Origin of the sequence: Halalkalicoccus sp. NIPERK01, assembly GCF_030287405.1 — an archaeon.
Taxonomy (GTDB): Archaea; Halobacteriota; Halobacteria; order Halobacteriales; family Halalkalicoccaceae; genus Halalkalicoccus.
Genome location: NZ_JASVVV010000003.1, coordinates 352,409 through 373,835, shown reverse-complemented (window position 1 = coordinate 373,835; position 21,427 = coordinate 352,409). Strand labels below are relative to the sequence as shown.

Sequence of the window (21,427 nt, the reverse complement as noted above, 5' to 3'; positions counted from 1 at the left end):
GTCCCCTCCGATCACTCCCCGATTGGTCATCCAGCGTAGAGAAACTTACGCTCTCAGCGGCCGATCTCCGTTTGCAGCGCCCGCAGCAGGTCCTCGCGGGTGATGATCCCCACCAGCCGTCCCTTTTCGAGAACCGGCACGCGGTTGATGTCGCGCTCCTCGTTCGCGAGAATCGCGAGCACCTCCTCGATCCCGGTGTCGGCCTCGACGGTCACCACGTCGCGGGTCATGACCTCGCTGACGTCCTTGCGGGCGTTCTTCACGAAGTCGATCCCCAGATCGAGTTCGTCGAGCGAGAAGTCCACCGCATAGGGAAGCGTCTCGCTGAACGGCGGGACGCCGATGGGGATCCACACCAGCCGATCCTTCTTGCGGAACAGCCTGACGAGGTCGCCCTGCGTGACGATCCCGACGACCTCGTCCCCGTCGACGATCGGAAAGCCGTTGAAGTCGGCCTTCGCGAGGCGTTCGAGCACGTCGCCGACCTCGTCGTCCGGGTGGGCGGTCTCCACGTCGGTCGTCATGACGTCGCGGGCACGGAGGTCCATATCGTGGGTGGGGCCGGTGGAGGGCTATGTCTTGTGGTCCAGGTCAGCGAACCGCCGCCTCCCAGAAGACCGCCTCGGGGTTCTCGACCGGTTCGCCGGCCGGACCGACCAGTCCGACGACGACCCCCTCGCCGTCGACCTCCCGGGGGAACGCACGCGAGGCCGAGGTCGACTGGAGCACGACGGTCGAGGGTTCCTCCGCCAGCCCGTGGTTCAGCACGTCGCCGTCCGCGACGGTCGTTCTACCGCCGCCCTCGGTGGGGTAGCCGACGTTGTCCCGGAGCACCTCGGGGCGCTCGTCGTAGCTGATGGACGCGACGTCCGCGAGGGTGTTCCCGAGGACGACGCCCTCGGTGTGGGGGCCTTCGAGCGCGATCCCACGGCGCCGTCCCTCCCCGGAGCCACGACAGCGGTTGCCGATCAGCGTGATCCCCCGGTAGGCCCCGCCCGCGGCGTCGAGGTGGATGCCGTTCGCGTTGTCGTGGACGGCACAGCCCGTGACCGCGACGTCGCGGCCGCCGCCCCGGTGGAGGACCCCCGCGCCGTCGTTGCCGTGGATCGCTGAATCGGTGATCGAGACGCCACCCACGGGGCCGCCGGCGTCGACGCGGACGCCGCAGCCGCCGTTGTCCGCGATCGTACAGTCGTCGACCGCGAGGGCGGCGTCCTCGGCGGCGTCCAGCACCTCGATCCCGGCCCCCGAGTTGTCGACGAGGTGGCAGTCGGCGATCCGGTGGTCGCGGGCCCCGAAGGAGGTGTCGGACTTGCCGCTCACGACGACACCGCTCTCGTCGTTCTCCGCGGCCGAACAGCCCAGGAACGTCACCCGGCGGTCCGCGGAGTCGCGAAAGCCGATCCGGTTGCCGACCGCGCTGCAGCCGACGGCCTTCATGAGCCCCGAGTGGGCGTCCTCGCCTTCGGGCCCCTGGGCCTCGAACATCACGCCGTTGTTGCCGTTGTCGAGGGCGTGACAGTCCGAGACGACGACGGACTCGGCGTCGTAGCGCCCCGCGCCGATCCCGATGCCGTTGGCGCCGATCCGTCCGGGCTCCCAGAACCGGCCGTTTCGCTCGGCGATGCAGCCGTGGACGAGGCTCTCGACCATGAAGTCGGTGCCGATACCGGTCGCGGGCGCGCCGTAGGCGTAGACCCGCTCGATCGAGCAGCGCCGGACGTACTGGAGGTAGATGCACTTCTCGCCCGTGTCGTAGCCCTCGCCGCCGAGCCCCGAGCAGTCGATCGCCAGGTCCGCGAACCCGAGGTCCTCGATCGGATCGTCGACCCTCCCGAAGCCCTCGAAGGCGGCGAAGCCCTCGCCCTCGGCGACGACGGTCGTGGCGCCCATCCCCGCGCCGACGACCCGGACGCCCGGGCGCATCGTGACCGCCGTCCTCACCACGTACTCGCCGGTGGGCAGGAACACGGTGCCGCCGTCCTCGCCCGCGGCGTCGACGGCCCGCTGGATCGCCCGTGCGTCGCCGTCCCCGCCCTCGAACGCCGTGACGTCGTACCACGGGTCGCCCGTCAGGTCCTCGCGGTCGGTCGGTTCGCCGTCCTCGTCCCGGTCGTGATCGGTCATACCTCCCGTTCGTCCGGCCGGGGTATGTAGCCCCCGACATCGGGAGGAAACGCAAGGGCTAACCCACGGAGCGGCCGTACCTGCGAGCAGTGAAACGCGTGAGGGCGACCGTCGACGACCGCGAACCCGCGTCGCTCGTCCGCGCGGTCCGGGACCACCCCGACGTCGAGGTCGTCGAGGTGACCCGACTCCCGGCGGGCGACGTCGCGATCGGCGAGGTCGGGATCGAGCGCAAGACGCTCCGGGACTACATCGGATCGACGATGGGGCGTGCGGGCCCGGACCTGCGCGACCAGGTCGGGCGGTTGCGGACGCGATACGACCACCCCTACGTCCTCCTCGAGGCGAACCTCGCTGACCTCGAGACGCTCCGGACGGGGGTCTCGGGGGCCGAACTCCACGGCTCGATGGCGTCGATCATCGCGCGGACGGGGGTCCCCGTGATGCCCTGTGGCGACCGCGAGCGCCTCGTGGATCTGGCGGTCCGTCTGGGGTGGAAACACGTCGAGGAACCCTCGGCGCGACGCCTCCCTGCGGGCGCGATCACCGCCCGCGACGAACCGACGGCCAAGCGCATGTACGGCTGCATCGAGGGGATCGGCCCGGAACTCGCCGGGACGCTGTACGAGGCCTACCCGTCCGTTTCGGCGCTGGCGGAAGCTTCGGTCGAGGAACTGCTGGCGCTCGAGGGGATCGGCGAGGCGCGCGCCCGGCGGATCGTGCGGGCGCTCCGGGACGGGGTGTAGGTGCAACGGAAAGCCTGATCCGCGTTCCGCGACTACGCCCGACGATGAGCACGGCCAGCGACGGCGGGGGGTTTCTGGCGTTCTACCGGGAATACGCCCACACCAGCATCCACACCGTGACCGCGACCGCCCTGACCGCGTTCGGGCTGCTGACGTTCGTCCACCGGGGGTTCGTCCTGCTGGCGATCGGGGTCTACGTCCTCCCGCCGATCTACCTCTATCTGACCCGCGACGGGGAGGCGCCCGAACCGGTCGTCGGGAACGAGACGGGTCGGACGAGCACGTCGGAACGGTCGGCGACGACCGAAACGGGTGGGATGGACGATTCGGACGCCGGGACGAACCGGACGAGCACGCCGGAGCGGTCGGTTACCGGGACCGAACCCCGAGGGGGGGACGGGGAACCGTCGGGGAGCACGACCGCTGCGGGGACAGCGACCGACGAGGCGAGCGCCGGATCGGCGGCGGGTCCGTCGGCGACCGAACGGGATACCGTCGAACCCGCGGCCGGTTTCGATGGCACCGACACGAACGAGGGACACGCGGAGGGCGACGAACCCGGCCCCGACGGAGCGGTCACGGACGCCGACGCCGATCGGGAGGCCGAAACCGGGCCGGCCGAGTGGGTCGAAGCCGACTCGCCGACCGGGGAGGCGCTGTTCGACGCCGTCGGGGCGGGCGAGAGCGCGTACGCGGTCGGGGCGAACGGCGTCCTGCTCGCGCGCCCCCCATCGGGGGACTGGGAGGCCGCCCTCGAAGGCGGCCCGGCGGCGGCGTCGACGACGCTCCGGGGGGTCGACGCCACGGACGACGGCGAGGCGGTCTGGGTCGCGGGCGACGGCGGCGCCCTCGGGCGCTACGACTCCACCACCGCTCGTCACACCGACCACTCGGCCCCGCGGGACATCACCGACAACTGGACCGGATTGGCGGTCGCGGGTGCGGCCGGCGAGGAGCGGGTCGCGCTGATCAACGGCTCGGGGCAGGTCCTCCTCGGGAGCTACGACGGCGAAACCGTCGCGTGGGACGAACCGGTCAAGCCGGGCAGCGGCTCCTCGATGAGCGCGATCACCTTCGTCGACGAGTCGCTTGGCTACTGCTGTGACACCAACGCCGGGGTCTACCGAATCCGGGAGAGCGAGTTCGAACGGATCGGGATCGAGGACGCGAGCGGGTTCGGCGCGCTCGCGGCGACGGAGGAGACCGTCGCCGTCGCGAGCGACGACGGCACGGTCCAGCGCTTCGACGGGAGCGTCTGGACGCCGATTCGCGTCGCCGAGGTGGCGCTCTCGGGGCTCGATACCGACGGCGAGGAGTGGCTCGCGGTCGGGGCGAGCGGCACGATCCACGAGAACCGGGCGGGCGACTGGGAACCCGCCGACTCGCCGACGGAGGCGGACCTGTTCGCGGTCGCCGTTGGCGAGTCCCCTCTGGCGGTCGGCGAGGGCGGGACGCTCGTGGAACGAGTTCGGTGAGCTAGTGCCCGCTGATGACGTTCGTGCTGTCACAGTCGGGACACTGCGTGAGCGTTCCGAGCTTCGGAACCTCCACTCTGGCCCACTCGTCGCTCCCCGATGCGGCGGTGAACCCGCAGTTCAGACAGCGCGAATCGGTTCGTGCGCTCGCCATGCGCTGACCTACGGTAGCGAACCACATAGTCGTTTGCCGCGGATCAGTTCGTCGAGACGATCTCGATCACGTCGCGGTGTTCGAGTTCGTGGCTCGCGCCGACCTGTCGGTCGCTCCGGCAGTCGATCCCGTGGAGCAGACCCTCGCCGATATCGGAGTGCAGGAAGTACGCGAAGTCCTCGGTGGTCGAGCCCTCGGGCAGGACGAAACAGTCGCGCATGAACTTCCCGTCCTCGGGCTCGCCGTTCGCGGAGCCGGGAAACACGGCGATCGCGTCCAGTTCCGAAAAGAGGGCGGCTTCGAGCGCGCGCTGGACGCCCGTGCCCTCGAACTCGCGGACGAACTCCTGTATCCGGGCGAGCCCCGCCTCCTGTTCGGAAGAGAGGTCGCCCACGATCTCGAAGTCGCTATCGCCCGCGCGGTACTCGATCGCGCCCTGTTCGTCGGCGCGCTTGAGCGCCTTCTCGGCGTGAGCGCTCGCGGGCACGATCGTCAGGTGGTCGTACTCGGGATCGCTCGTGATCGCCTCGTAGTTCTCCTGGGCTTTCGGGGTATCCATCTTGTTCGCCGCGATCACCATCGGCTTCGTCTCCGTGCGGATCTCGCGGGCGAGCGCCTCGCGATCCTCGGGAGCCCATTCGAGGGGGTCGAAGCCGAGGTCGAGTCGGAGGATCAGGCGCTTGATCTCGTCCTTGGTGATCCGGAAGGCGCTCATCTGTTCGGCGAGTTCCACCTCGATGTCGGCCTCCTCACCCGCGTACCGGTTCGAGAACTTCTCGATGCCCTTCTCCAGGATTTCGAGATACCACATGTCGAGTTCGGTCTCGAGGAAGTCGATGTCCTCCCGTGGATCGTGGCCCTCGGTGGGTTCGCCCTCGGCGTCGGTGGTCCCCGAGAAGTCCACGACGTGGACCAGCACGTCGGTCTCGTTGAGGTCGGTCAGGAACTGGTTTCCCAACCCGTTTCCCTCGTGGGCGCCGGGAATGAGGCCCGCCACGTCGACGAGTTTCGTCGGGACGAACCGCGTTCCCGCGCGACAGAAGCCCGTCTCGGGGGTACACGCGTGGTCGAACTCGGGGGCGGCACACTCGACGCGGACGTACGCCTCGCCGACGCTCGGGTCGATCGTCGTGAAGGGATACGCCCCCTCGGGGACGTCGTTCATGGTTGCTGCGTTGAAGAAGGTCGACTTACCCACCGAAGGCTTGCCGACGAGACCGATCCGATAGCTCATTATCCGAGGTGGTCGCCCGGCGACGGAAAGGGTTGCGGACCCGACGCTCGGCGCCCCGTGCTGGCATACCACGGCGGTCGAGGGTTCGAAGACCGATTCGACGGGAACCGTTTTGTATGTGTTCGTTGATACCACACGTATGTCGAGGGAACGAAGCTACGCGTTCGAGGGCACCGAACCGGAGATCGACGAGACGGCCCGCGTCAGCCGCGAATCGACGCTCGTGGGGGACGTCCGGGTCGCGGCGAGCGCGAGCGTCTGGCCCGGCGTCGTCCTCCGGGGGGACGTCGCGCCCGTCGTCGTCGGCGAGGAGTCGCACGTCGGGGACAACGCGACGATCCACGCCTCGACGCTCGGCGACCGGGTGATGATCGGCCACGGCGCGGTGTTGAACGACGCGACCGTCGAGGACGGCGCGCTCGTGGGTTTCAACGCCACGATCAACTCCCGCGTGACGGTCGGGGAGCGAAGCATCGTCGCGAGCGGGACGGTCGTTCCCGAGGACTACGAGATCCCGCCCGAGTCGTTCGTCCGCGGCGTGCCCGCCCGCGTGAGTTCACTCGAGGAGGTCGCGGTCGATCCCGACGAGATCTTCGAGGAGCACTCCTCGGGCGCGTACACGGACCTCGCGGACCGCCACGAGGAGCTGTTCGAGTGAGCTACGAAACGGTGTCCAGGGCGTCGATCCGTCCCGCGCCGAGTTCGGGGTCGCCACGGCCGTCGGTCCCCTCGGCGCCCCGAGCGATGGCGCTCTCGACCCGGTTCGCGTTCAGGTCGGGATCGAGGTCCCTGACGAGGCCGACCAGTCCGGCCACCTGAGGGGCGGCCATCGAGGTGCCGGCGAACCAGGCGTATGATTCGCCCGGTATCGTCGAGTAGACGAGGTTCGTCGGATAGGGCCGCTCGACGTCGGCGCCGGGATCGATGGTCTTTTCGAGCGTCTCGTAGCCGCCGCCGGGCGCGCCGACCGTGATCTCGCCGGTGCCGTAGTTCGAGTAGAACGCCAGTTCGTCGTTCGGGCCGGTCGCGCTGACGGCCATCACGCCCTCCACGCTGGTCGGGAGGGTAAACAGGCCGCCGCGTTGCATATCGGTCTCGGAGTTGCCCGCGCTGACCGTCGTCACGGTGCCCCTGCGGGCGACGCTCTGCATGACCCGCTGGACCGCGACGCGCGTGCCGTCGGCGTTCGCCTGCGGCGGGATCGGTTCGGTACCGATGCTCATGTTGGCGGCGTCGGCCCCGATCTCGGCGGCGTAGTCCGCTGCCGCGAGGACGTCCGCGAACGTCGCGCTCCCCTCGGCACCGAACACCCGCAACGAGACGAGTTCGGCGTCGGGAGCGATCCCGGTAACGCCCGCCTCGCCGGTCGCGGCGGCGATCCCCGCGACGTGCGTGCCGTGCTGGCCCGCGTCGCCGACGTGCGGCCCCACCTCGCCGTCGATGAACGACCGGCTCGACCCGGTGTCGACGTTCCCGAGGTCCGGGTGGGTGTCGTCGACCCCCGTATCGACGATCGCGATGCGCGTTCCCGAACCCGTGGTGACGTCGTGGGCCTCGAAGGCGTTCGTGACCTCCTTGTCCCACTGGAGATCCGAAGCGGCGGCCCCGGTGTGGCTCGACTCCCGCACCGGATCGGCGAGTTCGACCTCGAAGTCCCGCGTGACGCCGGCGATCCCGTCGACGGCGGCGAGGTCGCCCTCCGCGTCCGCCGGCCCCGAAACGACCCTGACCGATCCGCCCGCGAGTTCGCGTTCGACCGAGAACCCGCCGCGTTCCAGCCCCCCGCTCGACCCGCCGACCACGACGTACGTGACGGTCGACCGGGCGCTCGTCGTTCCCACCGCACCGAGCGTCAGTCCCGCCGTCGCGACCCCTCGGAGCAACCGCCTGCGTGTCGCATCGTGGTTCTGCATTATAGATACACAGTTATTTATATTTCATTTAGTCTTTTTCTAGTGTTTAGAAACATAAGACGTATGCCAGTTTCTGACGCAACGAGAGTCGCACTGGCAAGCGAACGATTCAGGGCGCTCGGGCCCGAAGCGGGGCTGTGTCTTCCTCACCCGCCTCCCCGATCGCGCTCACATACGACGACGACGGCACCGGTCTCCCGATCGTGTTCCTCCACGGCGGCTGGCTCTCCGCGGAGAGTTGGGCCGCCCAGCGCGAACGCTTCGGGGACGAGTACCGGATCGTCGCGCCCGACTTCCGCGGCCACGGTCGGACCGGGGCGAGCGACGCGGGGCGGTACTCGATCGACCTGCTGGCCGAGGACCTCGACGCGCTTTTAGACGACCTCGGGATCGACGAGGGCGTGATCTGTGGGCTCTCGCTCGGGTCGATGGTCGCACAGGCCTACGCCGCTCGACACCCCGAGCGGGTCAGGGGGATCGCCCTCGCGGGAGCGGTCCAGACGTTCCCCCCCGTGTCGATGCCCCGGGCGATGAAACGGCTGTTCACGCCGCTCCCGATGGTAGGGACCTCGCTCGCGATGGCCGGCAGCGGGGCGACATTTCGTTCCCTTCTCTCGACGATCCGCCCCGTGACGGGCGGGCCGTGGCTCGCACGCGATCCCGCGGTCAGGGACGCCGCGCTCGAGACGGTCGAGAACGTCTCGAGCGCCGAGTTCAAGAAGACCTTCTCCGCGCTCTATCGGTTCCGCCCGCCCGAACTCGACGGGCTCTCCGTACCTGCTCGCGTCGTCTACGGCGAACACGAGGCCCCGCCGGTCAAGCGCCAGAGCGGGGACCTCGCCCGCGCGCTCGACGCCGACGTCCACGAGGTTTCGGACGCCGCACACCTCGTCAACCAGGACAACCCCCGGGAGTTCAACGAGGTCCTGTCGGGCCTGCTCGACGAGGTCGAAACGAACCCATAGGGTCCCCTGGGACCGCTCGTCCCGGACGGTACGCCGGGAGATACGATTATATGCGACAGGTTCCCATAGTTCGACATGAGCGAGTCAGGGTTCCAGGCGTGCGAGGAGTGTGTCCCGCCCGCCGAAGCGTTCTCGGTCATCGGAAACGAGACGCGCCTCTCGATCCTCGAAGCCCTCTGGGACGCACCCGAGCGGCCGATCTCCTTCTCGGACCTCCACGGCCGGGTCGAGATGCGCGACAGCGCACAGTTCAACTACCACCTCAAGCAGTTGCTGGGGCAGTTCGTCGTCCGAACCGACGACGGCTACGACCTCCGCCACGCCGGCGAGAGCGTCATTCAGGCCGTCCTCTCGGGGTCGTTCAACCAGAACCCCGACAGACGGTTCGACGTCGAGGGCGAGTGTGTGGCCTGTGACGGGGCACTCGACGCCCGCTACCGCGACGAGCACATCGTCATCTCGTGTTCCGACTGCGGGCAGCGCCACGGCGAGTACGCGTTCCCCCCGGGCGGGTTGGACGGGCGAACCGACGAGGAGGTCCTGGCCGCGTTCGACCAGCGGGTGCGCCACCTCCACTGTCTGGCCGCCGACGGTGTCTGTCCGGCCTGCAACGGACGCATGGAGACGACCCTCCGCCGCGAGGACGAGTGCTGTCTGCGCCTCGACCTCCAGGTCGAACACCGCTGCGTGCGGTGTCGCCACCGACTCTGTTCGACGGCGGGCCTGCGGCTGCTCGAACGCTCCGAGGTGGTGAGCTTCTACCGCGATCACGGGACCGACCTCGGCTCGATCCCCTACTGGCGGCTCCCGTGGTGCGTCAGCGACGAGTACGTGAGGACGCTCTCGGAGGACCCCTGGCGGCTCCGGGTCCGAATCCCGCTCGACGACGAGGAGCTTCGCGTGAGCCTCGACGGGAACCTCGTCGTCTCCGAGGTCGAACGCGTCGCTTCACGTAGCCACTCCGAGCACTGAAACGGATTTCAGTAGGTCCGTTTACAGAAATGTTTTTCAGATAACACTTTTTCCCACGCCGGGTGTAGGGACAGTCGATGAGAACGATACCGAAACTCGGCGGATCGATCCCGGTCGCCCGTTCGACGGGGACGCGTCGTATCAGCCCTCCAGTACGACCGCCCGCAACCCTCGTCGCGTTTATCACCGTCATCGCGTTCGTCGGCTGTTCGATCGCGGGGATCCTCGCCGTACTGGTCGCGATCGGTCCGGTGGTGGCGCTGTTCGACGGGGGGAATCCCCTGCTCGTGTTCGTCTGGCTCGGCGCGCTCGCCCTCGTGCTCGCCGTCCCGACGCTCGTGAGGGAGGCGCTGGCGCAGGTGTTGCGCCGGATCGGTTACTGATCCGGGTTCGCGACCCCGTTTCGGAGGGTGCCCACGCCCTCGTAGGTGATCTCGATCTCGTTTCCGGGTTCGATGGTGCCCGGGTTCGCGGGACTGCCGAAGGCGATCACGTCGCCCGGCGAGAAGGTGAACCGCTCCGAGAGGTACGAGACGACCTCGTAGGGGTCGAACAGCATCAGTTCGGTGTTCGCTTCTTGTCGAACTTCGCCGTCGATCTCGGTGTGCATGTCGATCCCCCGCGGGTCGAGGTCCGTCTCGATCCACGGCCCCAGCGGGCCCGAGCCGTCGAAGGCCTTTCTGGCCGTTCTACCCTGTTGGTCCAGCGCGTCCACGTCGTTCATGATCGTGTAGCCACGGATCACCTCCGGCGCCTCCTCGGGCAGGACGTCCTTGCACTCCTCGCCGACGACGGCGGCGAGTTCGCCCGCGTAGGTCACCTCCTCGGAGAAGGTCGGATACGGGATCGGCGTCCCCGTCGGGATCACCGAGACGGGCGGCTTGATGAAGAAATCGGGTTCCTCGGGCCGGTCGTAGTCCATCTGATCGAGGGTTTCGGCGTAGTTCCGCCCGACGCAGTAGAGCGCCGAGGGCCGGCAGGGCGCGAGCAGGTCCTCGCGGTCGACCGCGTACTCGCCGTCGTCGGTGCTGAGCGTGCCGTCCTCGAACTCCCCCTCCTTGGGGCCGTCGTCGGTCAGGGCGCGAGCGAGTCGCATACCCCTGCTCGGAACGGGGGGACCGTATGCTATTCGCTTGTGATCGGGAGGACTACGTCGCCGACCCCGCGTCCGGCTGGAACGCCTCGTAGTCGCCCCGACAGATCACGGGCAGGTCCTTCAAACTGCGGATCTCGTAGGTCGGCGCCGCGGGCAGTTCGTACTCCGCGCGGTGCGAGCGGCGGATAAAGGCACAGTCGACGCCCGCCTCCCGGGCGGCCAGTACGTCGACCCCGCTGTCGCCGACGTAGAGCGCGTTTCGGGTGTCGAGATCCGTCAGCGCGCGTTCGAGGTAGTAGTCGTTGGGCTTCTTGCGGTCGATCCCTTCGAGGGTCGGCTCGCGCCCGTAATGGGTCTCGAAGTACGGGTGGAGGTCGTAGTGGTCGAGGATGAACTCGATGGTCCGGTGCTGGTTGTTGCTGACGACGCCCAGATCGGGCGCGAGGTCGTCGAGCGCGGCGATGTCCTCGTAGAGGGGTTTGCCGCCGTTCTCGATCGATTCACACTGCGCCCGCGAGGCGTTCGCGTCGCGGCGATACCAGAAGTCCGCGGCGTCGAGATCGTACGCCGCCGCGAGTTCGGCGATCGACTCACGCGTGACCCCGAGCAGCGCCTCGACCTCCTCGTCGGTCGGCGAGACGCCGAACTCGTCGTAGGTCTCGCGGATCGCTCCCCGCAGGACCTCCCGTCGGGTGCGCTCGACGAGCACGCCGTCGTTGTCGAAGACGACCGCGTCGTAGGCGGCCTCAGACATCCGCGACCTCCCGGACGAGTTCCGGCGAGTCGTTTCCGGGGCTGTTGACCGCCGTCGAGACGGGGTACGCACGCAACTCCTCGGCGGGCACGAGCGAGAAGGGCTCTCCGGAGAGCCACTCGCGTTCGCGCTCCCGTGAGAGGATCACGGCCATCCGGTGGTGCAGTCTCTCGACCACCTCGTTGGGTTCGGTGGTGACGACCGCGAACGTCTCGGTCGCCGCGGGGTCCTCGGAATCGGGATCGCCTCCCGAGAACGAATCGAGGCCGGTCTGTTTCGTCGGGGGCTCCCAGCGCGTCCGGAGGCCGGCCATCGCGAAGGGCTCGCCGTCCCGGCGGGTGACGTAGTAGGGCCGCTTGCCGCCGTCGGCCTCGACCCACTCGTAGAAGCCGTTCGCGGGGACGAGACATCTCTTCGCATCCTTGAAACTCGGCTTCTCGGCCATCGTCTCGGCGCGGGCGTTGATCAGGTCGCGCTGTTCGTCGGCCCATTCGGGTGTGAGTCCCCAGCGCGCGAGTCGGATCTCCTCGGCGTCGTCGGGGATAATTGGAAGGTTTTGGCTCGGCGCGGCGTTGTAGGTCGGGGAGGTTTCGGGGGCGGGAACCGAGAACCGTTCGGCGAGTTCGTCGGGCGGGGCGAAGAGCGCGTAGCGTCCACACATGGGTGAATGGAGGCGTCGAGACACCATAAGCCCCCGGCGTCGCACAACGACACCGGTTTACTCGCGGGCCGAGACCGGGGAGACGATGTGGACGCTCGCGTGGTTCGTCGCCCTCGCGCTGTTCGGAACCGCCGTCGTCTGGCGGGCCAGCGGCTGGCTCGAGACGTCCGCCGACCGGCTATCGGCGTACTACGGCCTGCCCGCGATCGTTCAGGGGTCGATCGTCGTCGCGGTCGGCTCCAGTTTTCCCGAACTCATGACCGCCGTGATCGCCCCGCTGATCCACGGCGAGTTCGAACTCGGCGTCGGCGCGATCGTCGGGTCGGCGATCTTCAACGTCCTCGTGATCCCGGGGCTGGCGGCGGCCTTCAGCCCGGGGGCCCTGGACGTGGGTCGGGACGTCGTCTACAAGGAGGCGCAGTTCTACATCATCTCCGTCGCCGTCTTCCTGCTGATGTGCTCCTTTGCGGTGATCTACTACCCGGTCGAGAACGGCGTCTCGGGGACCATCACGCCGACGCTCGCGCTGATCCCGATCGGGACGTACCTCCTCTACGTCTTCATCCAGTACCAGGACACGATCGAACACGACGCGCCCGACGTCTCGGGGATCGATGCGACGAAACAGTGGGCGTACCTGCTGGCGAGCCTCGCGCTCATCACGGTCGGCGTCGAGGCGCTGGTGCGGGCGGCGATCGGGTTCGGCGGCGTCTTCGGGACGCCGAGTTTCGTCTGGGGGCTCACGGTCGTCGCCGCCGCGACGAGCCTCCCCGACGCGTTCGTGAGCGTCGCGGCCGCCAAACGCGACCGCGACGTGACGAGCATCGCCAACGTCTTCGGGAGCAACGTCTTCGACCTCCTGGTCGCGGTTCCCGCCGGGGTGATCGTCGCCGGCGCGGTGACGATCGACTTCGGGGTGGCCGTCCCGCTCGTCGCCTTCCTCACGCTCGCGACCATCGCGCTGTTCGCGCTCCTCAGAACGGAGTTCGCGCTCGCCGCCTGGGAACCGGGGGTGCTCCTGGGGCTCTATCTCGCGTTTCTGGTCTGGCTCCTCCTCGAGACCGTCGGGCTGGTCGGCGTGCTCGTATAGCGCAGGGGCTTTCACCCGAGCGCCTGTGTCTCCGGTATGAGCGTCTCACGGACCGTCGAACTGGAAGGACACATCATCGACTCGGGCGTGATGGGGCGGTGTTTCGGCATCGTCATGGACATGGGCGGCTGGTTCGACATGGAGGAGTTCGACGTCGGCACCCGGAAACACGAGGAGACCTACGCCCGGATGCGCGTCTCCGCCGAGGAGGAAGGGACCCTCCACGAGATCCTCCACCAACTCAACCAGAACGGCGCGACCCTCGAGGACCCGATCGACGCCGGGATCGAGCCCGCGCCCGCGGACCGGGTCGTCCCCGCGGGGTTCTACTCGACGACGAACCACCCGACCGAAATCAGGTACGAGGGCAAGTGGGTCGAGGTCGAGCGCATCGAGATGGACTGTGCGGTGGTGGTCGAACCGGAGGGGAGCGACCACGACGGCCCGCGCGCGTACACGAAGGTGCTCAACGCCATCGAGGGCGGCGACCTCGTCGTCACTGGCAACACCGGCATCCGCGTCAACCCGCCCGAGCGTCCGCGGAACGCCGGGGGCGCGTTCGGGTTCATGCAGGGCGGCGTCAGCAGTGAGCGCCCCGCGACCACCCAGATCGAGAACGTCGCGAACGCGATTGCGGAGACCAAAGACCGGGGCGGAAACGTGATGGTCGTCGCCGGCCCCGCCGTGATCCACTCGGGGGCGCGAAACGACCTCGCGCGACTGGTCCGCGAGGGCTACGTCGACGCGATCAGCGCGGGCAACGGATTCGCGGTCCACGACCTCGAACGCGACCTCTACGGCACCTCGCTCGGGATGGACGTCGAGACCTTAGAACACCCCCGAAAGGGCCACAAACACCACATCTACACGATCAGCGAGATCATCCGCTCGGGCGGGATCGAGGCGGCCGTCACGGAGGGGAAGATCGACTCGGGGATCATGTACGAATGCGTCACCAACGACGTCCCGTTCGTGCTCGCCGGATCGATCCGCGACGACGGCCCGCTCCCGGATACTATCACCGACTCGATCCAGGCCCAGAACGCCATCCGCGAGCAGGCCCACGAGGCGGACCTCGTGTTGATGCTCGCGACCCTCCTTCACTCCGTGGCCGTCGGCAACTGCCTCCCCTCGACCACCCGAGTGGTCTGCGTCGACATCAACCCCGCGACCGTCACCCAACTGCAGGACCGGGGAAGCGCCCAGACGGTCGGCATGGTCACCGACATCGGCACGTTCGTCCCGCTGTTGGCCGACGCCCTGCTCGACGCCGACTGAGGACCCTTGCGGCGACCGACCTCCGAACCGTGAGACGTGGTAGCTACTGCCAATATTATTCATTAACGATCATGATATACCCTTGGCCAATATAAAATGATTAATCGTTATAGTTAAGTACGATAGCGGTGTCGGACAGCGTGCAGTGATCGATCATGCCCGTACGCGAACCCTCGCCCGATCGCACCGCCCACAGACCGCCCGCAACCGACACCCAATGTACACCGACACCGACAACACCGGCCTACCGATCGTTCCGCAACTGACCCCCGCGACCACCTCGAGGGACCGTCGCGAGACCATGGAGGAGGAGGTCTGGAGCCACCTCATCGAAACTCCCACGGAGGAAGCACGATGATAGAGGGGATCGGCGACACCGACACGACGATCAGGGAGATCGACAACCCGGCGGGGAGGAAGTTCCGAGAGCAGCTCGCGGACCAGCAGTTCGTCTTCGCGCCCGGGGCCTATCACGCGCTGGACGCCCGGCTCGCGGAGATGACCGGCCACGACGCCGTCTACATGAGCGGCTACTCCACAGTGTTGGGACAGTTCGGCTTCCCCGACCTGGAGATGGTCTCGATGACCGAGATGGTCGAGAACGCCGAGCGAATGGTCGACGCCTGCACCATCCCCGTGATCGCCGACTGCGACACCGGGTACGGCGGCGTCCACAACGTCCGACGCGCCGTCCGCGAGTACGAGAAGGCGGGCGTCGCCGCGGTCCACATCGAGGACCAGACCACGCCCAAGCGCTGTGGCCACATCGCGGGCAAGCAGATCGTCTCGCGCGAGCAGGCCGAGGCCCGCTTCTCGGCGGCCATCGACGCCAAGCAGAGCGAGGACACCGTGATCATCGCCCGCACGGACGCCTACGGCTCCGCGAACGGCGACTGGGAGGAACACCTCGAACGGGGGCGGCTCTACGCCGACTGCGGGGTCGACCTCGTCTGGCCCGAGATGCCCGACCCGAGTCGGGAGGACGCGACGAAGTACGCCGAGACGATCCACGAGACCCACCCCGACCTGGACCTCGCGTTCAACTACTCCTCGTCGTTCGCGTGGTCCGAGCAGGACGATCCACTCACGTTCGAGGAGCTCGGCGAGCTGGGGTACAAGTACATCTTCATCACGCTGTTCGGGCTTCACTCGGGCGCTCACGCCGTCTACGAGGACTTCAAGCAGCTCGCCGAGGAGGACGAGCGGGCCCAGTTCGACCTCGAGCAGCGCTACATCGGCCACCCGACCGAATCCCACCACGAGCTCTCGCAGGTGGGCCGGTACCAGGACGTCGAGATGGAGTTCGACGCCGAGGCCAGAGCACGCATCGAGGGCTCGGAGGGCTTCGCCGAGGAGCGAGACACCCTTCAGACGGCCGAAGAGCGCGCCGAACGCACGGAGGCGGAGGGCGACGACTGATCCGCCGCTGGTAGGAGGGTACAAACAACTAATAATCGGGCCACCCTAGTCGACGGCAGGGATCGAGGCCCGAGATGGTAGAGAGAGACCACATCGCACGGAGCAAGGCGATCCACCGCCGGACGGGTCGGACGTTCTACTACGCGACCCGGCTGCTTCCGGGCCGCGTGCGAGAGGCGACCTACGTCCTGTACGCCTTCTTTCGGATCGCCGACGAGGTCGTCGACGACGCCGACGGCACGCCGCCCGAGCAACAGCGCCGCGAACTCGAATCGATACGCGCACAGGCGCTCGGGCGGGCCGAACCCGACGGGCCGGTTCTCGAGGCGTTTCAGGTCGTCACGGAGCGCCACGGCATCGACGACGAGGACGTCGAGACGTTCGTCGACGCGATGGTGACGGACATCGAGACGCGCCGATACGAGACGTACGCGGAGCTCGAATCCTACATGAACGGGTCGGCGGCGGCGGTCGGGCGGATGATGACCGCGGTCATGGAGCCCGAGGACCCCGATGCCGCCCTCCCCCACGCGACCGCGCTGGGCGAGGCGTTCCAGCTGACGAACTTCGTCCGGGACGTCCGCGAGGACGTGATCGAGCGCGACCGGATCTACCTGCCCCGGGAGACGCTCGCGGCGTGTGGCGTCGCCGACGGGCGAATCGAGCGCTTCGAGATGAACGAGGACGTCGCCCGCGCGATTCGAGTCGAGCTCACGCGCGCGGAGTCGCTCTACCGCGAGGGCGTCGCCGGCATCAAGTACCTCCCGCGGGACTGCCAGCTTCCCGTCCTGCTTGCGGCCGTCCTCTACGCCGAACACCACCGGCTGATCCGGCGGTGTGGGTACGACGTCCTGAACAACGAACCCGAACTGGGGACGCTCCGGAAACTGTGGCTCGTCGCCCTCGTGCGCTGGCACTGGCAGTGGAACAGCGACCCCGAGGCGGTCTTCGATCGGGTCAGCGCCGTCCCCGACCGAACCAGTCGTACCACCGAACACCACCACGAGAGCCTGCCTACGCGCTGATACCGTCGGTCATAACCCCGTAAATCGGTCTAAATCGGCCGTTGACAGGCGGGATTCATGCGCGCTATGGCCCGTCGAAGTTCCTCTGACCGACGGTACGACCTACAGGACGTCGAAGTCGAACCAGTCGCTCGTGAGCAGGGTCCCGGCGAGCCCCAGCGCCAGCGCGACGGGCACCCAGTTCCCGAAGTAGGCGTTGATCAGCCCCCAGAGCACGAGGAAGCTCACCAGGTCGTCGAGGAAGAACCCACAGCCCTCCAGTTGGGCGAGGACGGCCCCGTGATCGAGCGAGCGCTGGAGGATCGCGATGGCGACCGACCCGCTGAGGAGCCAGCCGAGGTAGTTGATCGCGGGCACGCCGTAGTAGCCTCCCGGCGACGCCCACCCCCAGAAGCCGAGCGCGACCGCGCCGGGGTCGAGGATCAGGTCGAGCGCGAGCACGACCCCCAGCGTGAGCGCGAACCGCCGGGGGAACGAGGGGGTTCCGAGGAACAGCAACGCGAGCAGGTAGCTGTTCAGGAGGATGGGGAAGTAGAAGACGGGAAGCCCGAGGGGCACCAGCCCGAACAGCATCGGGCCGAGTTCCACACCATAAGAAAACTCGCCGTAGGGCAGCCCGGTGAGAACGCCCGCCAGTTCGATCCCCCACGTAAACAGCGCGAGGGCCGAGAGTCCGAGGGCCGCACGCCGGTCGATCAGCGGGGTGAGCCCGGCCACGAGCGGCGAGACCATCACGAGGTTGGCCCCGATCAACAGGTAGGGGTTCATCGCAAGGGCGGCGGGGACCAGCCCCTCCCTGCCGGCGATCAGGAGGGCGACCCCGACCAGCGGGAAGGTGACGGCAATGGTGAAGCGGTTCTCCTCGACGACGCGTTCGAGGGTCGATTCGACCCGCGCTCGCGGGGTCGCCACCGCTGGCTCGCTCACGACTCGCCACCCGTCGTCATTACCGGGGCGTTCGGACGGCGGGCACTTAGCCCCACTCGTTCAAACTCCACCGATTCGTCGGGAGCGTCGTCCGGACGGACCCCAATGCGGGGTCGGTCACCGCCGTCTCACGGCCATTCGCACGCGGCGCCGGTGGCCAGTCCTTCCTCCTCGACGTACGCCGTCAGACACGCGTAGTTGCAGAACTGACCCGCTTGGGAGTCGCTCGTATTCGTTCCCTCGTTCACGAACACGGGGTCGTGGCGCTCGATGTCGCTCCCGCAGTACGTACACTCGGTTTCCACGCCCGTCCGTAGGGTGCGACGCGATAAGTCGTCGTCGCACACGTGAGATCGTCACCCGTAGACCAACAGCCACAGCCCGCCCATCGTGAAGAGCGCGCCGACGGCGACGTTGATCGCGGGGAACCACCAGTACGCCCGCTCGACATCGACATCAGTGAGCGAAACGACGAGGACGAGCACCGGGTAGACGAGAAAGAGCGCTCCCAAACGAGTGTCGAGCGCGCCGAAACAAACGGTTGAAAGCGCCCAACAGGCCAGACAGTAGGCGTAGGTCCGGCGCTCGCCCAACAGGGTCGCCGTCGTCTCGATTCCGGCCGCGCGGTCGGGGTCGATGTCGGGGATCGCACTGAAGGTGTGCATCCCCATCGTCCAGAGCCACCCGCCGGCGATCGCGAGTACGGGCGGTTGGCTTCCCGCGATCGCGACGTAGGCCGCCGCACCCGGCGCGAGGTAGAGCCCGTTCGAGACCGAGTCCAGCAGGGGCGTCGTCTTGAACCGCGCGGGCGGGGCGCTGTAGGCCGCCCCGAGGGCGAGGAACGCGGCGAGCCACGGCCACGCGCCCGGCGGGAGGAGCGGGAAGAACGCGAGCGGGACGAGCGCACAGACGATCACGGCGATCGGGACGACCCGCTGGCCCTCGAAGCGCGCCTCGCGACCCTCCTTTTTGGGGTTTTCCAGATCTATCTCCCGGTCGTAGACGTCGTTGATGCCGTAGAGGAAGACGTTCGCGGGCAGGAGGAAGTAGAGGAACAGGACGAGCGTGGGTAGCGAGAGCAACTCGTCGACCCGCTCGGCCCCGAAGACCGCGCCCACGAGGACGGGGCCCGCGAGGTAGAACCAGAAGCGCGGCCGGGACAGTTTCAACAGGTATCGGAGGGTCACTGGTCCGGGTAGTCCTCGGCGACCGCCTCGGCGGTGAGTCGGCCGCTGATCAGACACATGGGAACGCCGATTCCGGGGGTGGTGTAGGAGCCGGTGAAGTAGAGTCCCGGAACCTTCTTCGAGCGGTGTGGCGGGCGGAACACGGCGGTCTGATCGAGGGTGTGGGCGAGTCCGAGCGCCGTCCCCCGGACGCTGTTGTAACGATCCGCGAAGTCGTCGATCGTGAAGACCTCCTCGAAGACGATTCTATCCCTCAGATCGACGCCGGTGTTCTCGGCGATGTCCCGGAGCACGAGGTCGCGGTAGCTCTCGCGGATCACCGGCCGGTCGTCGAGGCCGGGGGCGACCGGCACGAGCGTGAAGAGGTTCGAGTGACCCTCGGGGGCGACCGAGTCGTCGGTCTTCGAGGGGGCACAGAGGTAGTAGGCGGGATCGGCGGGCCACTCCGGGTCGTCGAAGATCGTTTCGAAATGGGACTCCCAGTCGGTCGGGAGGACGAGCGTGTGGTGGGCCAGCCCCTCGAGGTCGCCCTCGACGCCGAGGTAGAGCAGGAACGCCGAGGGCGCGTAGGTCCGTGACTCCCAGTAGGCCTCGCTATACTGGCGTTTTTCCGGGGGCAGGAGGTCGAGTTCGGTGTGGGCGTAGTCGGCGTCCGAAACGACGAGATCGGGGAGGAAGGTGTCGCGGGCCTCGACCTTGAACCCGCCCGCGCGGCCCTCGATCGCTTCCACCGGCTGGTCGGTGTGGTAGGTCACGCCGAGTTCGCTACCCAGATCGACGATCCCGTCGACGACGCCGCCCAACCCCCCTTCGGGGTAGTGGACGCCGAGGTTGAAGTCGACGTGGCTCATCAGGTTGTAGAGCGCGGGCGTGTTGTTGGGCGACCCGCCCAGAAACACGAGGGTGTACTGCATGACCTGCTGGAGCTGCGGGTGCTCGAAGTACTCCTCGACGTGGTCCTGCATCGAGCCGACGAGCGAGAGCCCGCGGGCGTTCCGCAGCACGTCGGGGTCGATCCAGTCGCGAAAACGGGGGCGGTCCTCGTAGACGAAGTGCTCCATCCCCACCTCGTAGTTGAGTTCGCTCTTCTCGAGGTACTCCTCGAGAGCCTCGCCCGCGCCCGACTCGTAGGCCTCGAAGGTCTCCTTGGTCTCCTCGACGTCCGAGGAGATATCCACCCGATCACCGTTCGCTCGCGGCTCGATGCCGCTCGCACGGCCCGAGGGGCGTGGTCCCTCGTTGTCCTTGAAGAAGATCCGATAGTGGGGATCGAGCCGTTCGGTCGTGTAGTAGTCCTCGGGCGAGCGCCCGAAGTCGCCGAAGAAGCGCTCGAAGACGTCGGGCATCAGGTACCACGACGGCCCCATGTCGAAGCGAAAACCCTCGGCCTCCAATCGGGACGCTCGCCCGCCGAGGCCCCCGTTCTTCTCGACCACGTGTACGTCGGCCCCGGTGTCGGCCAGATAGCACGCCGTCGAAAGCCCGCCGAACCCGCTCCCGATCACGACGACCGACTGCTCGCCCAGCTCCATGGCTGTACTCGGGACGACGGCCGCATAAATCCGGGTGACGCGGCGACGGCGGTTCGGCGATCCCCTCGTCGAGAGACGGGGGCGGCGAACGGGTCGTACGACGGGCGAGTTCGGCCAGCCCGTATATGACAAACCAGGGATAAGAGATATATGTACGCAGAATATAGATTAATTGCTGACAGTTGGTCAGCCACGTGGGGCGTCGTACTGCCCGGTTCGGCGCACTCCCGTGCCTCTGACACCGTTCCTATAGTTCACGGTGCGTATCCGGATCGGGGAGGTCCCAGAGCAGTTCAGGGAGGAAGGCGTCGAGGTTGTCGATCACGCGCCTGTCGCTCACGTCGAGGCCCTCGCAGTGGTCGTGGGCGCTCTCCCGGACGTCGACGTGGATGTCACCGTCGCGTCGCTCGACGGCGAGCGGGAAGACCGAACACCGGGTGGGCTTCCAGTCGTGTTCGGCGTGCAGCGCACACAGCCCGTCCTCCCGGAGGAAGTAACAGGCCGCGCCGTCCTCGTCGACGTGGTCGGTCCGGTCCTTCCGTTCGCGGCGGACGAACTCCTCGCCGCGAAACGAGGTGGTCGAGTCGGCGAGGTCGGCGTAGCTCGCGAGCCCCTCGAAGTCGCGTTCGTAGAGCAACACGCCGTGCTGACAGCACCACGTACACTCGTCGACGCACTCGAAGGTGAGGTCGGGGTCGAACTCGACGACCGCCTCGCGACCGGGGTGGACCTCGACGCGCGTGCTCACACCCCCACGACGGGACCGGCGGCCAAAAGCCCGTGGATCACGTCCGACGACGGTGTGAGTAGTTATCGGAAACCACATATCGTGTATGATATTAATTCGAACGTTCAATTACACAGATATTTGT

At 67.8% G+C, this 21,427-nt stretch carries 24 protein-coding genes; 11 read left to right on the top strand and 13 right to left on the bottom strand.

The window, feature by feature from the left end; genetic code table 11:
• Positions 1-53: 53 nt before the first annotated feature.
• Entirely contained in the window at positions 54-548 is a 495-nt protein-coding gene (locus QRT08_RS11515; protein ID WP_286046097.1) for a CBS domain-containing protein, read from the bottom strand.
• A 43-nt stretch (positions 549-591) separates the two neighbouring features.
• Complete coding sequence (locus QRT08_RS11510) at positions 592-2,127, bottom strand: right-handed parallel beta-helix repeat-containing protein (RefSeq protein WP_286046096.1); 1,536 nt, start codon at positions 2,125-2,127, stop codon at positions 592-594.
• Between the two features lie 89 nt (positions 2,128-2,216).
• On the opposite strand from QRT08_RS11510, the gene QRT08_RS11505 reads away from it, so the two are divergent.
• Positions 2,217-2,873, top strand: coding sequence for a helix-hairpin-helix domain-containing protein (locus QRT08_RS11505; protein ID WP_286046095.1), 657 nt, complete (start codon positions 2,217-2,219; stop codon positions 2,871-2,873).
• A 44-nt stretch (positions 2,874-2,917) separates the two neighbouring features.
• Positions 2,918-4,348 (top strand): HVO_0234 family beta-propeller protein, encoded by a 1,431-nt coding sequence (locus QRT08_RS11500; RefSeq protein ID WP_286046094.1) that lies wholly within the window; start codon positions 2,918-2,920, stop codon positions 4,346-4,348.
• A 1-nt stretch (position 4,349) separates the two neighbouring features.
• Here the strand turns inward: QRT08_RS11500 and QRT08_RS11495 are convergent, their stop codons facing one another.
• Both QRT08_RS11495 and QRT08_RS11490 read right to left on the bottom strand, forming a co-directional pair.
• Positions 4,350-4,502, bottom strand: coding sequence for a hypothetical protein (locus QRT08_RS11495; protein WP_286046093.1), 153 nt, complete (start codon positions 4,500-4,502; stop codon positions 4,350-4,352).
• Between the two features lie 43 nt (positions 4,503-4,545).
• Positions 4,546-5,736, bottom strand: coding sequence for a redox-regulated ATPase YchF (locus QRT08_RS11490; RefSeq protein ID WP_286046092.1), 1,191 nt, complete (start codon positions 5,734-5,736; stop codon positions 4,546-4,548).
• 139 nt (positions 5,737-5,875) lie between these two features.
• Here QRT08_RS11490 and QRT08_RS11485 point away from each other — a divergent pair, with 139 nt between their 5' ends.
• Positions 5,876-6,394 (top strand): gamma carbonic anhydrase family protein, encoded by a 519-nt coding sequence (locus QRT08_RS11485; RefSeq protein WP_286046091.1) that lies wholly within the window; start codon positions 5,876-5,878, stop codon positions 6,392-6,394.
• Between the two features lies 1 nt (position 6,395).
• On the opposite strand, the gene QRT08_RS11480 is transcribed toward QRT08_RS11485, so the two are convergent.
• A complete protein-coding gene (locus QRT08_RS11480; RefSeq protein WP_286046090.1) occupies positions 6,396-7,649 on the bottom strand; it encodes a S8 family peptidase in 1,254 nt (417 codons plus the stop codon).
• Between the two features lie 137 nt (positions 7,650-7,786).
• On the opposite strand from QRT08_RS11480, the gene QRT08_RS11475 reads away from it, so the two are divergent.
• From QRT08_RS11475 to QRT08_RS11465, 3 genes are all read left to right on the top strand, one after another.
• The gene (locus QRT08_RS11475; protein WP_286046089.1) at positions 7,787-8,614 is read left to right on the top strand and encodes an alpha/beta fold hydrolase; all 828 of its coding nucleotides are present in this window, start codon (positions 7,787-7,789) and stop codon (positions 8,612-8,614) included.
• Between the two features lie 75 nt (positions 8,615-8,689).
• Positions 8,690-9,586 carry a DUF7351 domain-containing protein gene (locus QRT08_RS11470; protein WP_286046088.1) on the top strand — a complete coding sequence of 299 codons (897 nt, stop codon included), beginning with the start codon at positions 8,690-8,692 and terminating at the stop codon, positions 9,584-9,586.
• 77 nt (positions 9,587-9,663) lie between these two features.
• Positions 9,664-9,969 carry a hypothetical protein gene (locus tag QRT08_RS11465; protein WP_286046087.1) on the top strand — a complete coding sequence of 102 codons (306 nt, stop codon included), beginning with the start codon at positions 9,664-9,666 and terminating at the stop codon, positions 9,967-9,969.
• Here the strand turns inward: QRT08_RS11465 and QRT08_RS11460 are convergent.
• The 3 genes from QRT08_RS11460 to QRT08_RS11450 are packed head-to-tail and all read right to left on the bottom strand — an operon-like array spanning position 9,963 to position 12,097.
• Positions 9,963-10,682, bottom strand: coding sequence for a fumarylacetoacetate hydrolase family protein (locus tag QRT08_RS11460; RefSeq protein WP_286046086.1), 720 nt, complete (start codon positions 10,680-10,682; stop codon positions 9,963-9,965). The genes QRT08_RS11465 and QRT08_RS11460 overlap by 7 nt on opposite strands.
• A 52-nt stretch (positions 10,683-10,734) precedes the next feature.
• On the bottom strand, positions 10,735-11,436 hold the full coding sequence (locus tag QRT08_RS11455; protein ID WP_286046085.1) for an HAD family hydrolase: 702 nt from the start codon (positions 11,434-11,436) through the stop codon (positions 10,735-10,737).
• Entirely contained in the window at positions 11,429-12,097 is a 669-nt protein-coding gene (locus QRT08_RS11450; protein WP_286046084.1) for an SOS response-associated peptidase, read from the bottom strand. The genes QRT08_RS11455 and QRT08_RS11450 overlap by 8 nt, the downstream gene beginning before the upstream one ends.
• 85 nt (positions 12,098-12,182) lie before the next feature.
• On the opposite strand from QRT08_RS11450, the gene QRT08_RS11445 reads away from it, so the two are divergent.
• From QRT08_RS11445 to QRT08_RS11425, 5 genes are all read left to right on the top strand, one after another.
• On the top strand, positions 12,183-13,187 hold the full coding sequence (locus tag QRT08_RS11445; protein WP_286046083.1) for a sodium:calcium antiporter: 1,005 nt from the start codon (positions 12,183-12,185) through the stop codon (positions 13,185-13,187).
• A 36-nt stretch (positions 13,188-13,223) separates the two neighbouring features.
• Positions 13,224-14,465 carry an ornithine cyclodeaminase, nickel-pincer nucleotide-dependent gene (locus QRT08_RS11440; protein WP_286046082.1) on the top strand — a complete coding sequence of 414 codons (1,242 nt, stop codon included), beginning with the start codon at positions 13,224-13,226 and terminating at the stop codon, positions 14,463-14,465.
• Between the two features lie 217 nt (positions 14,466-14,682).
• Positions 14,683-14,823, top strand: coding sequence for a hypothetical protein (locus QRT08_RS11435; RefSeq protein WP_286046081.1), 141 nt, complete (start codon positions 14,683-14,685; stop codon positions 14,821-14,823).
• Positions 14,820-15,884 (top strand): isocitrate lyase, encoded by a 1,065-nt coding sequence (gene aceA / locus QRT08_RS11430; RefSeq protein WP_286046080.1) that lies wholly within the window; start codon positions 14,820-14,822, stop codon positions 15,882-15,884. Before QRT08_RS11435 ends, aceA begins: the two co-directional genes overlap by 4 nt.
• Before the next feature lie 74 nt (positions 15,885-15,958).
• Entirely contained in the window at positions 15,959-16,909 is a 951-nt protein-coding gene (locus QRT08_RS11425) for a phytoene/squalene synthase family protein (RefSeq protein ID WP_286046079.1), read from the top strand.
• 102 nt (positions 16,910-17,011) lie between these two features.
• Here QRT08_RS11425 and cruF read toward each other — a convergent pair whose 3' ends face one another.
• The 5 genes from cruF to QRT08_RS11400 all read right to left on the bottom strand — a co-directional run bounded on the left by cruF (position 17,012) and on the right by QRT08_RS11400 (position 21,303).
• Positions 17,012-17,836: a bisanhydrobacterioruberin hydratase gene (gene cruF / locus QRT08_RS11420; RefSeq protein ID WP_286046078.1), complete on the bottom strand. Its 825-nt coding sequence runs from the start codon at positions 17,834-17,836 to the stop codon at positions 17,012-17,014.
• A gap of 128 nt (positions 17,837-17,964) precedes the next feature.
• Positions 17,965-18,141, bottom strand: coding sequence for a hypothetical protein (locus QRT08_RS11415; protein WP_286046077.1), 177 nt, complete (start codon positions 18,139-18,141; stop codon positions 17,965-17,967).
• A 51-nt stretch (positions 18,142-18,192) separates the two neighbouring features.
• The gene (locus tag QRT08_RS11410; RefSeq protein WP_286046076.1) at positions 18,193-19,023 is read right to left on the bottom strand and encodes a prenyltransferase; all 831 of its coding nucleotides are present in this window, start codon (positions 19,021-19,023) and stop codon (positions 18,193-18,195) included.
• On the bottom strand, positions 19,020-20,555 hold the full coding sequence (locus QRT08_RS11405) for a phytoene desaturase family protein (protein ID WP_286046075.1): 1,536 nt from the start codon (positions 20,553-20,555) through the stop codon (positions 19,020-19,022). Before QRT08_RS11405 ends, QRT08_RS11410 begins: the two co-directional genes overlap by 4 nt.
• Positions 20,556-20,802: 247 nt before the next feature.
• A complete protein-coding gene (locus QRT08_RS11400; RefSeq protein WP_286046074.1) occupies positions 20,803-21,303 on the bottom strand; it encodes a YkgJ family cysteine cluster protein in 501 nt (166 codons plus the stop codon).
• Positions 21,304-21,427: the final 124 nt, after the last annotated feature.

Bases quoted from the DNA above. Each gene is read 5' to 3' on its own strand.
- QRT08_RS11515 (WP_286046097.1), bottom strand. From the start codon at position 548: ATGGACCTCCGTGCCCGCGACGTCATGACGACCGACGTGGAGACCGCC.
- QRT08_RS11435 (WP_286046081.1), top strand. From the start codon at position 14,683: ATGTACACCGACACCGACAACACCGGCCTACCGATCGTTCCGCAACTG.
- QRT08_RS11425 (WP_286046079.1), top strand. From the start codon at position 15,959: ATGGTAGAGAGAGACCACATCGCACGGAGCAAGGCGATCCACCGCCGG.
- QRT08_RS11445 (WP_286046083.1), top strand. From the start codon at position 12,183: ATGTGGACGCTCGCGTGGTTCGTCGCCCTCGCGCTGTTCGGAACCGCC.
- QRT08_RS11500 (WP_286046094.1), top strand. From the start codon at position 2,918: ATGAGCACGGCCAGCGACGGCGGGGGGTTTCTGGCGTTCTACCGGGAA.
- QRT08_RS11460 (WP_286046086.1), bottom strand. From the start codon at position 10,682: ATGCGACTCGCTCGCGCCCTGACCGACGACGGCCCCAAGGAGGGGGAG.
- QRT08_RS11490 (WP_286046092.1), bottom strand. From the start codon at position 5,736: ATGAGCTATCGGATCGGTCTCGTCGGCAAGCCTTCGGTGGGTAAGTCG.
- QRT08_RS11495 (WP_286046093.1), bottom strand. From the start codon at position 4,502: ATGGCGAGCGCACGAACCGATTCGCGCTGTCTGAACTGCGGGTTCACC.
- QRT08_RS11465 (WP_286046087.1), top strand. From the start codon at position 9,664: ATGAGAACGATACCGAAACTCGGCGGATCGATCCCGGTCGCCCGTTCG.
- QRT08_RS11405 (WP_286046075.1), bottom strand. From the start codon at position 20,555: ATGGAGCTGGGCGAGCAGTCGGTCGTCGTGATCGGGAGCGGGTTCGGC.
- QRT08_RS11450 (WP_286046084.1), bottom strand. From the start codon at position 12,097: ATGTGTGGACGCTACGCGCTCTTCGCCCCGCCCGACGAACTCGCCGAA.
- QRT08_RS11440 (WP_286046082.1), top strand. From the start codon at position 13,224: ATGAGCGTCTCACGGACCGTCGAACTGGAAGGACACATCATCGACTCG.
- QRT08_RS11470 (WP_286046088.1), top strand. From the start codon at position 8,690: ATGAGCGAGTCAGGGTTCCAGGCGTGCGAGGAGTGTGTCCCGCCCGCC.
- aceA (WP_286046080.1), top strand. From the start codon at position 14,820: ATGATAGAGGGGATCGGCGACACCGACACGACGATCAGGGAGATCGAC.
- QRT08_RS11510 (WP_286046096.1), bottom strand. From the start codon at position 2,127: ATGACCGATCACGACCGGGACGAGGACGGCGAACCGACCGACCGCGAG.
- QRT08_RS11480 (WP_286046090.1), bottom strand. From the start codon at position 7,649: ATGCAGAACCACGATGCGACACGCAGGCGGTTGCTCCGAGGGGTCGCG.
- QRT08_RS11485 (WP_286046091.1), top strand. From the start codon at position 5,876: ATGTCGAGGGAACGAAGCTACGCGTTCGAGGGCACCGAACCGGAGATC.
- QRT08_RS11455 (WP_286046085.1), bottom strand. From the start codon at position 11,436: ATGTCTGAGGCCGCCTACGACGCGGTCGTCTTCGACAACGACGGCGTG.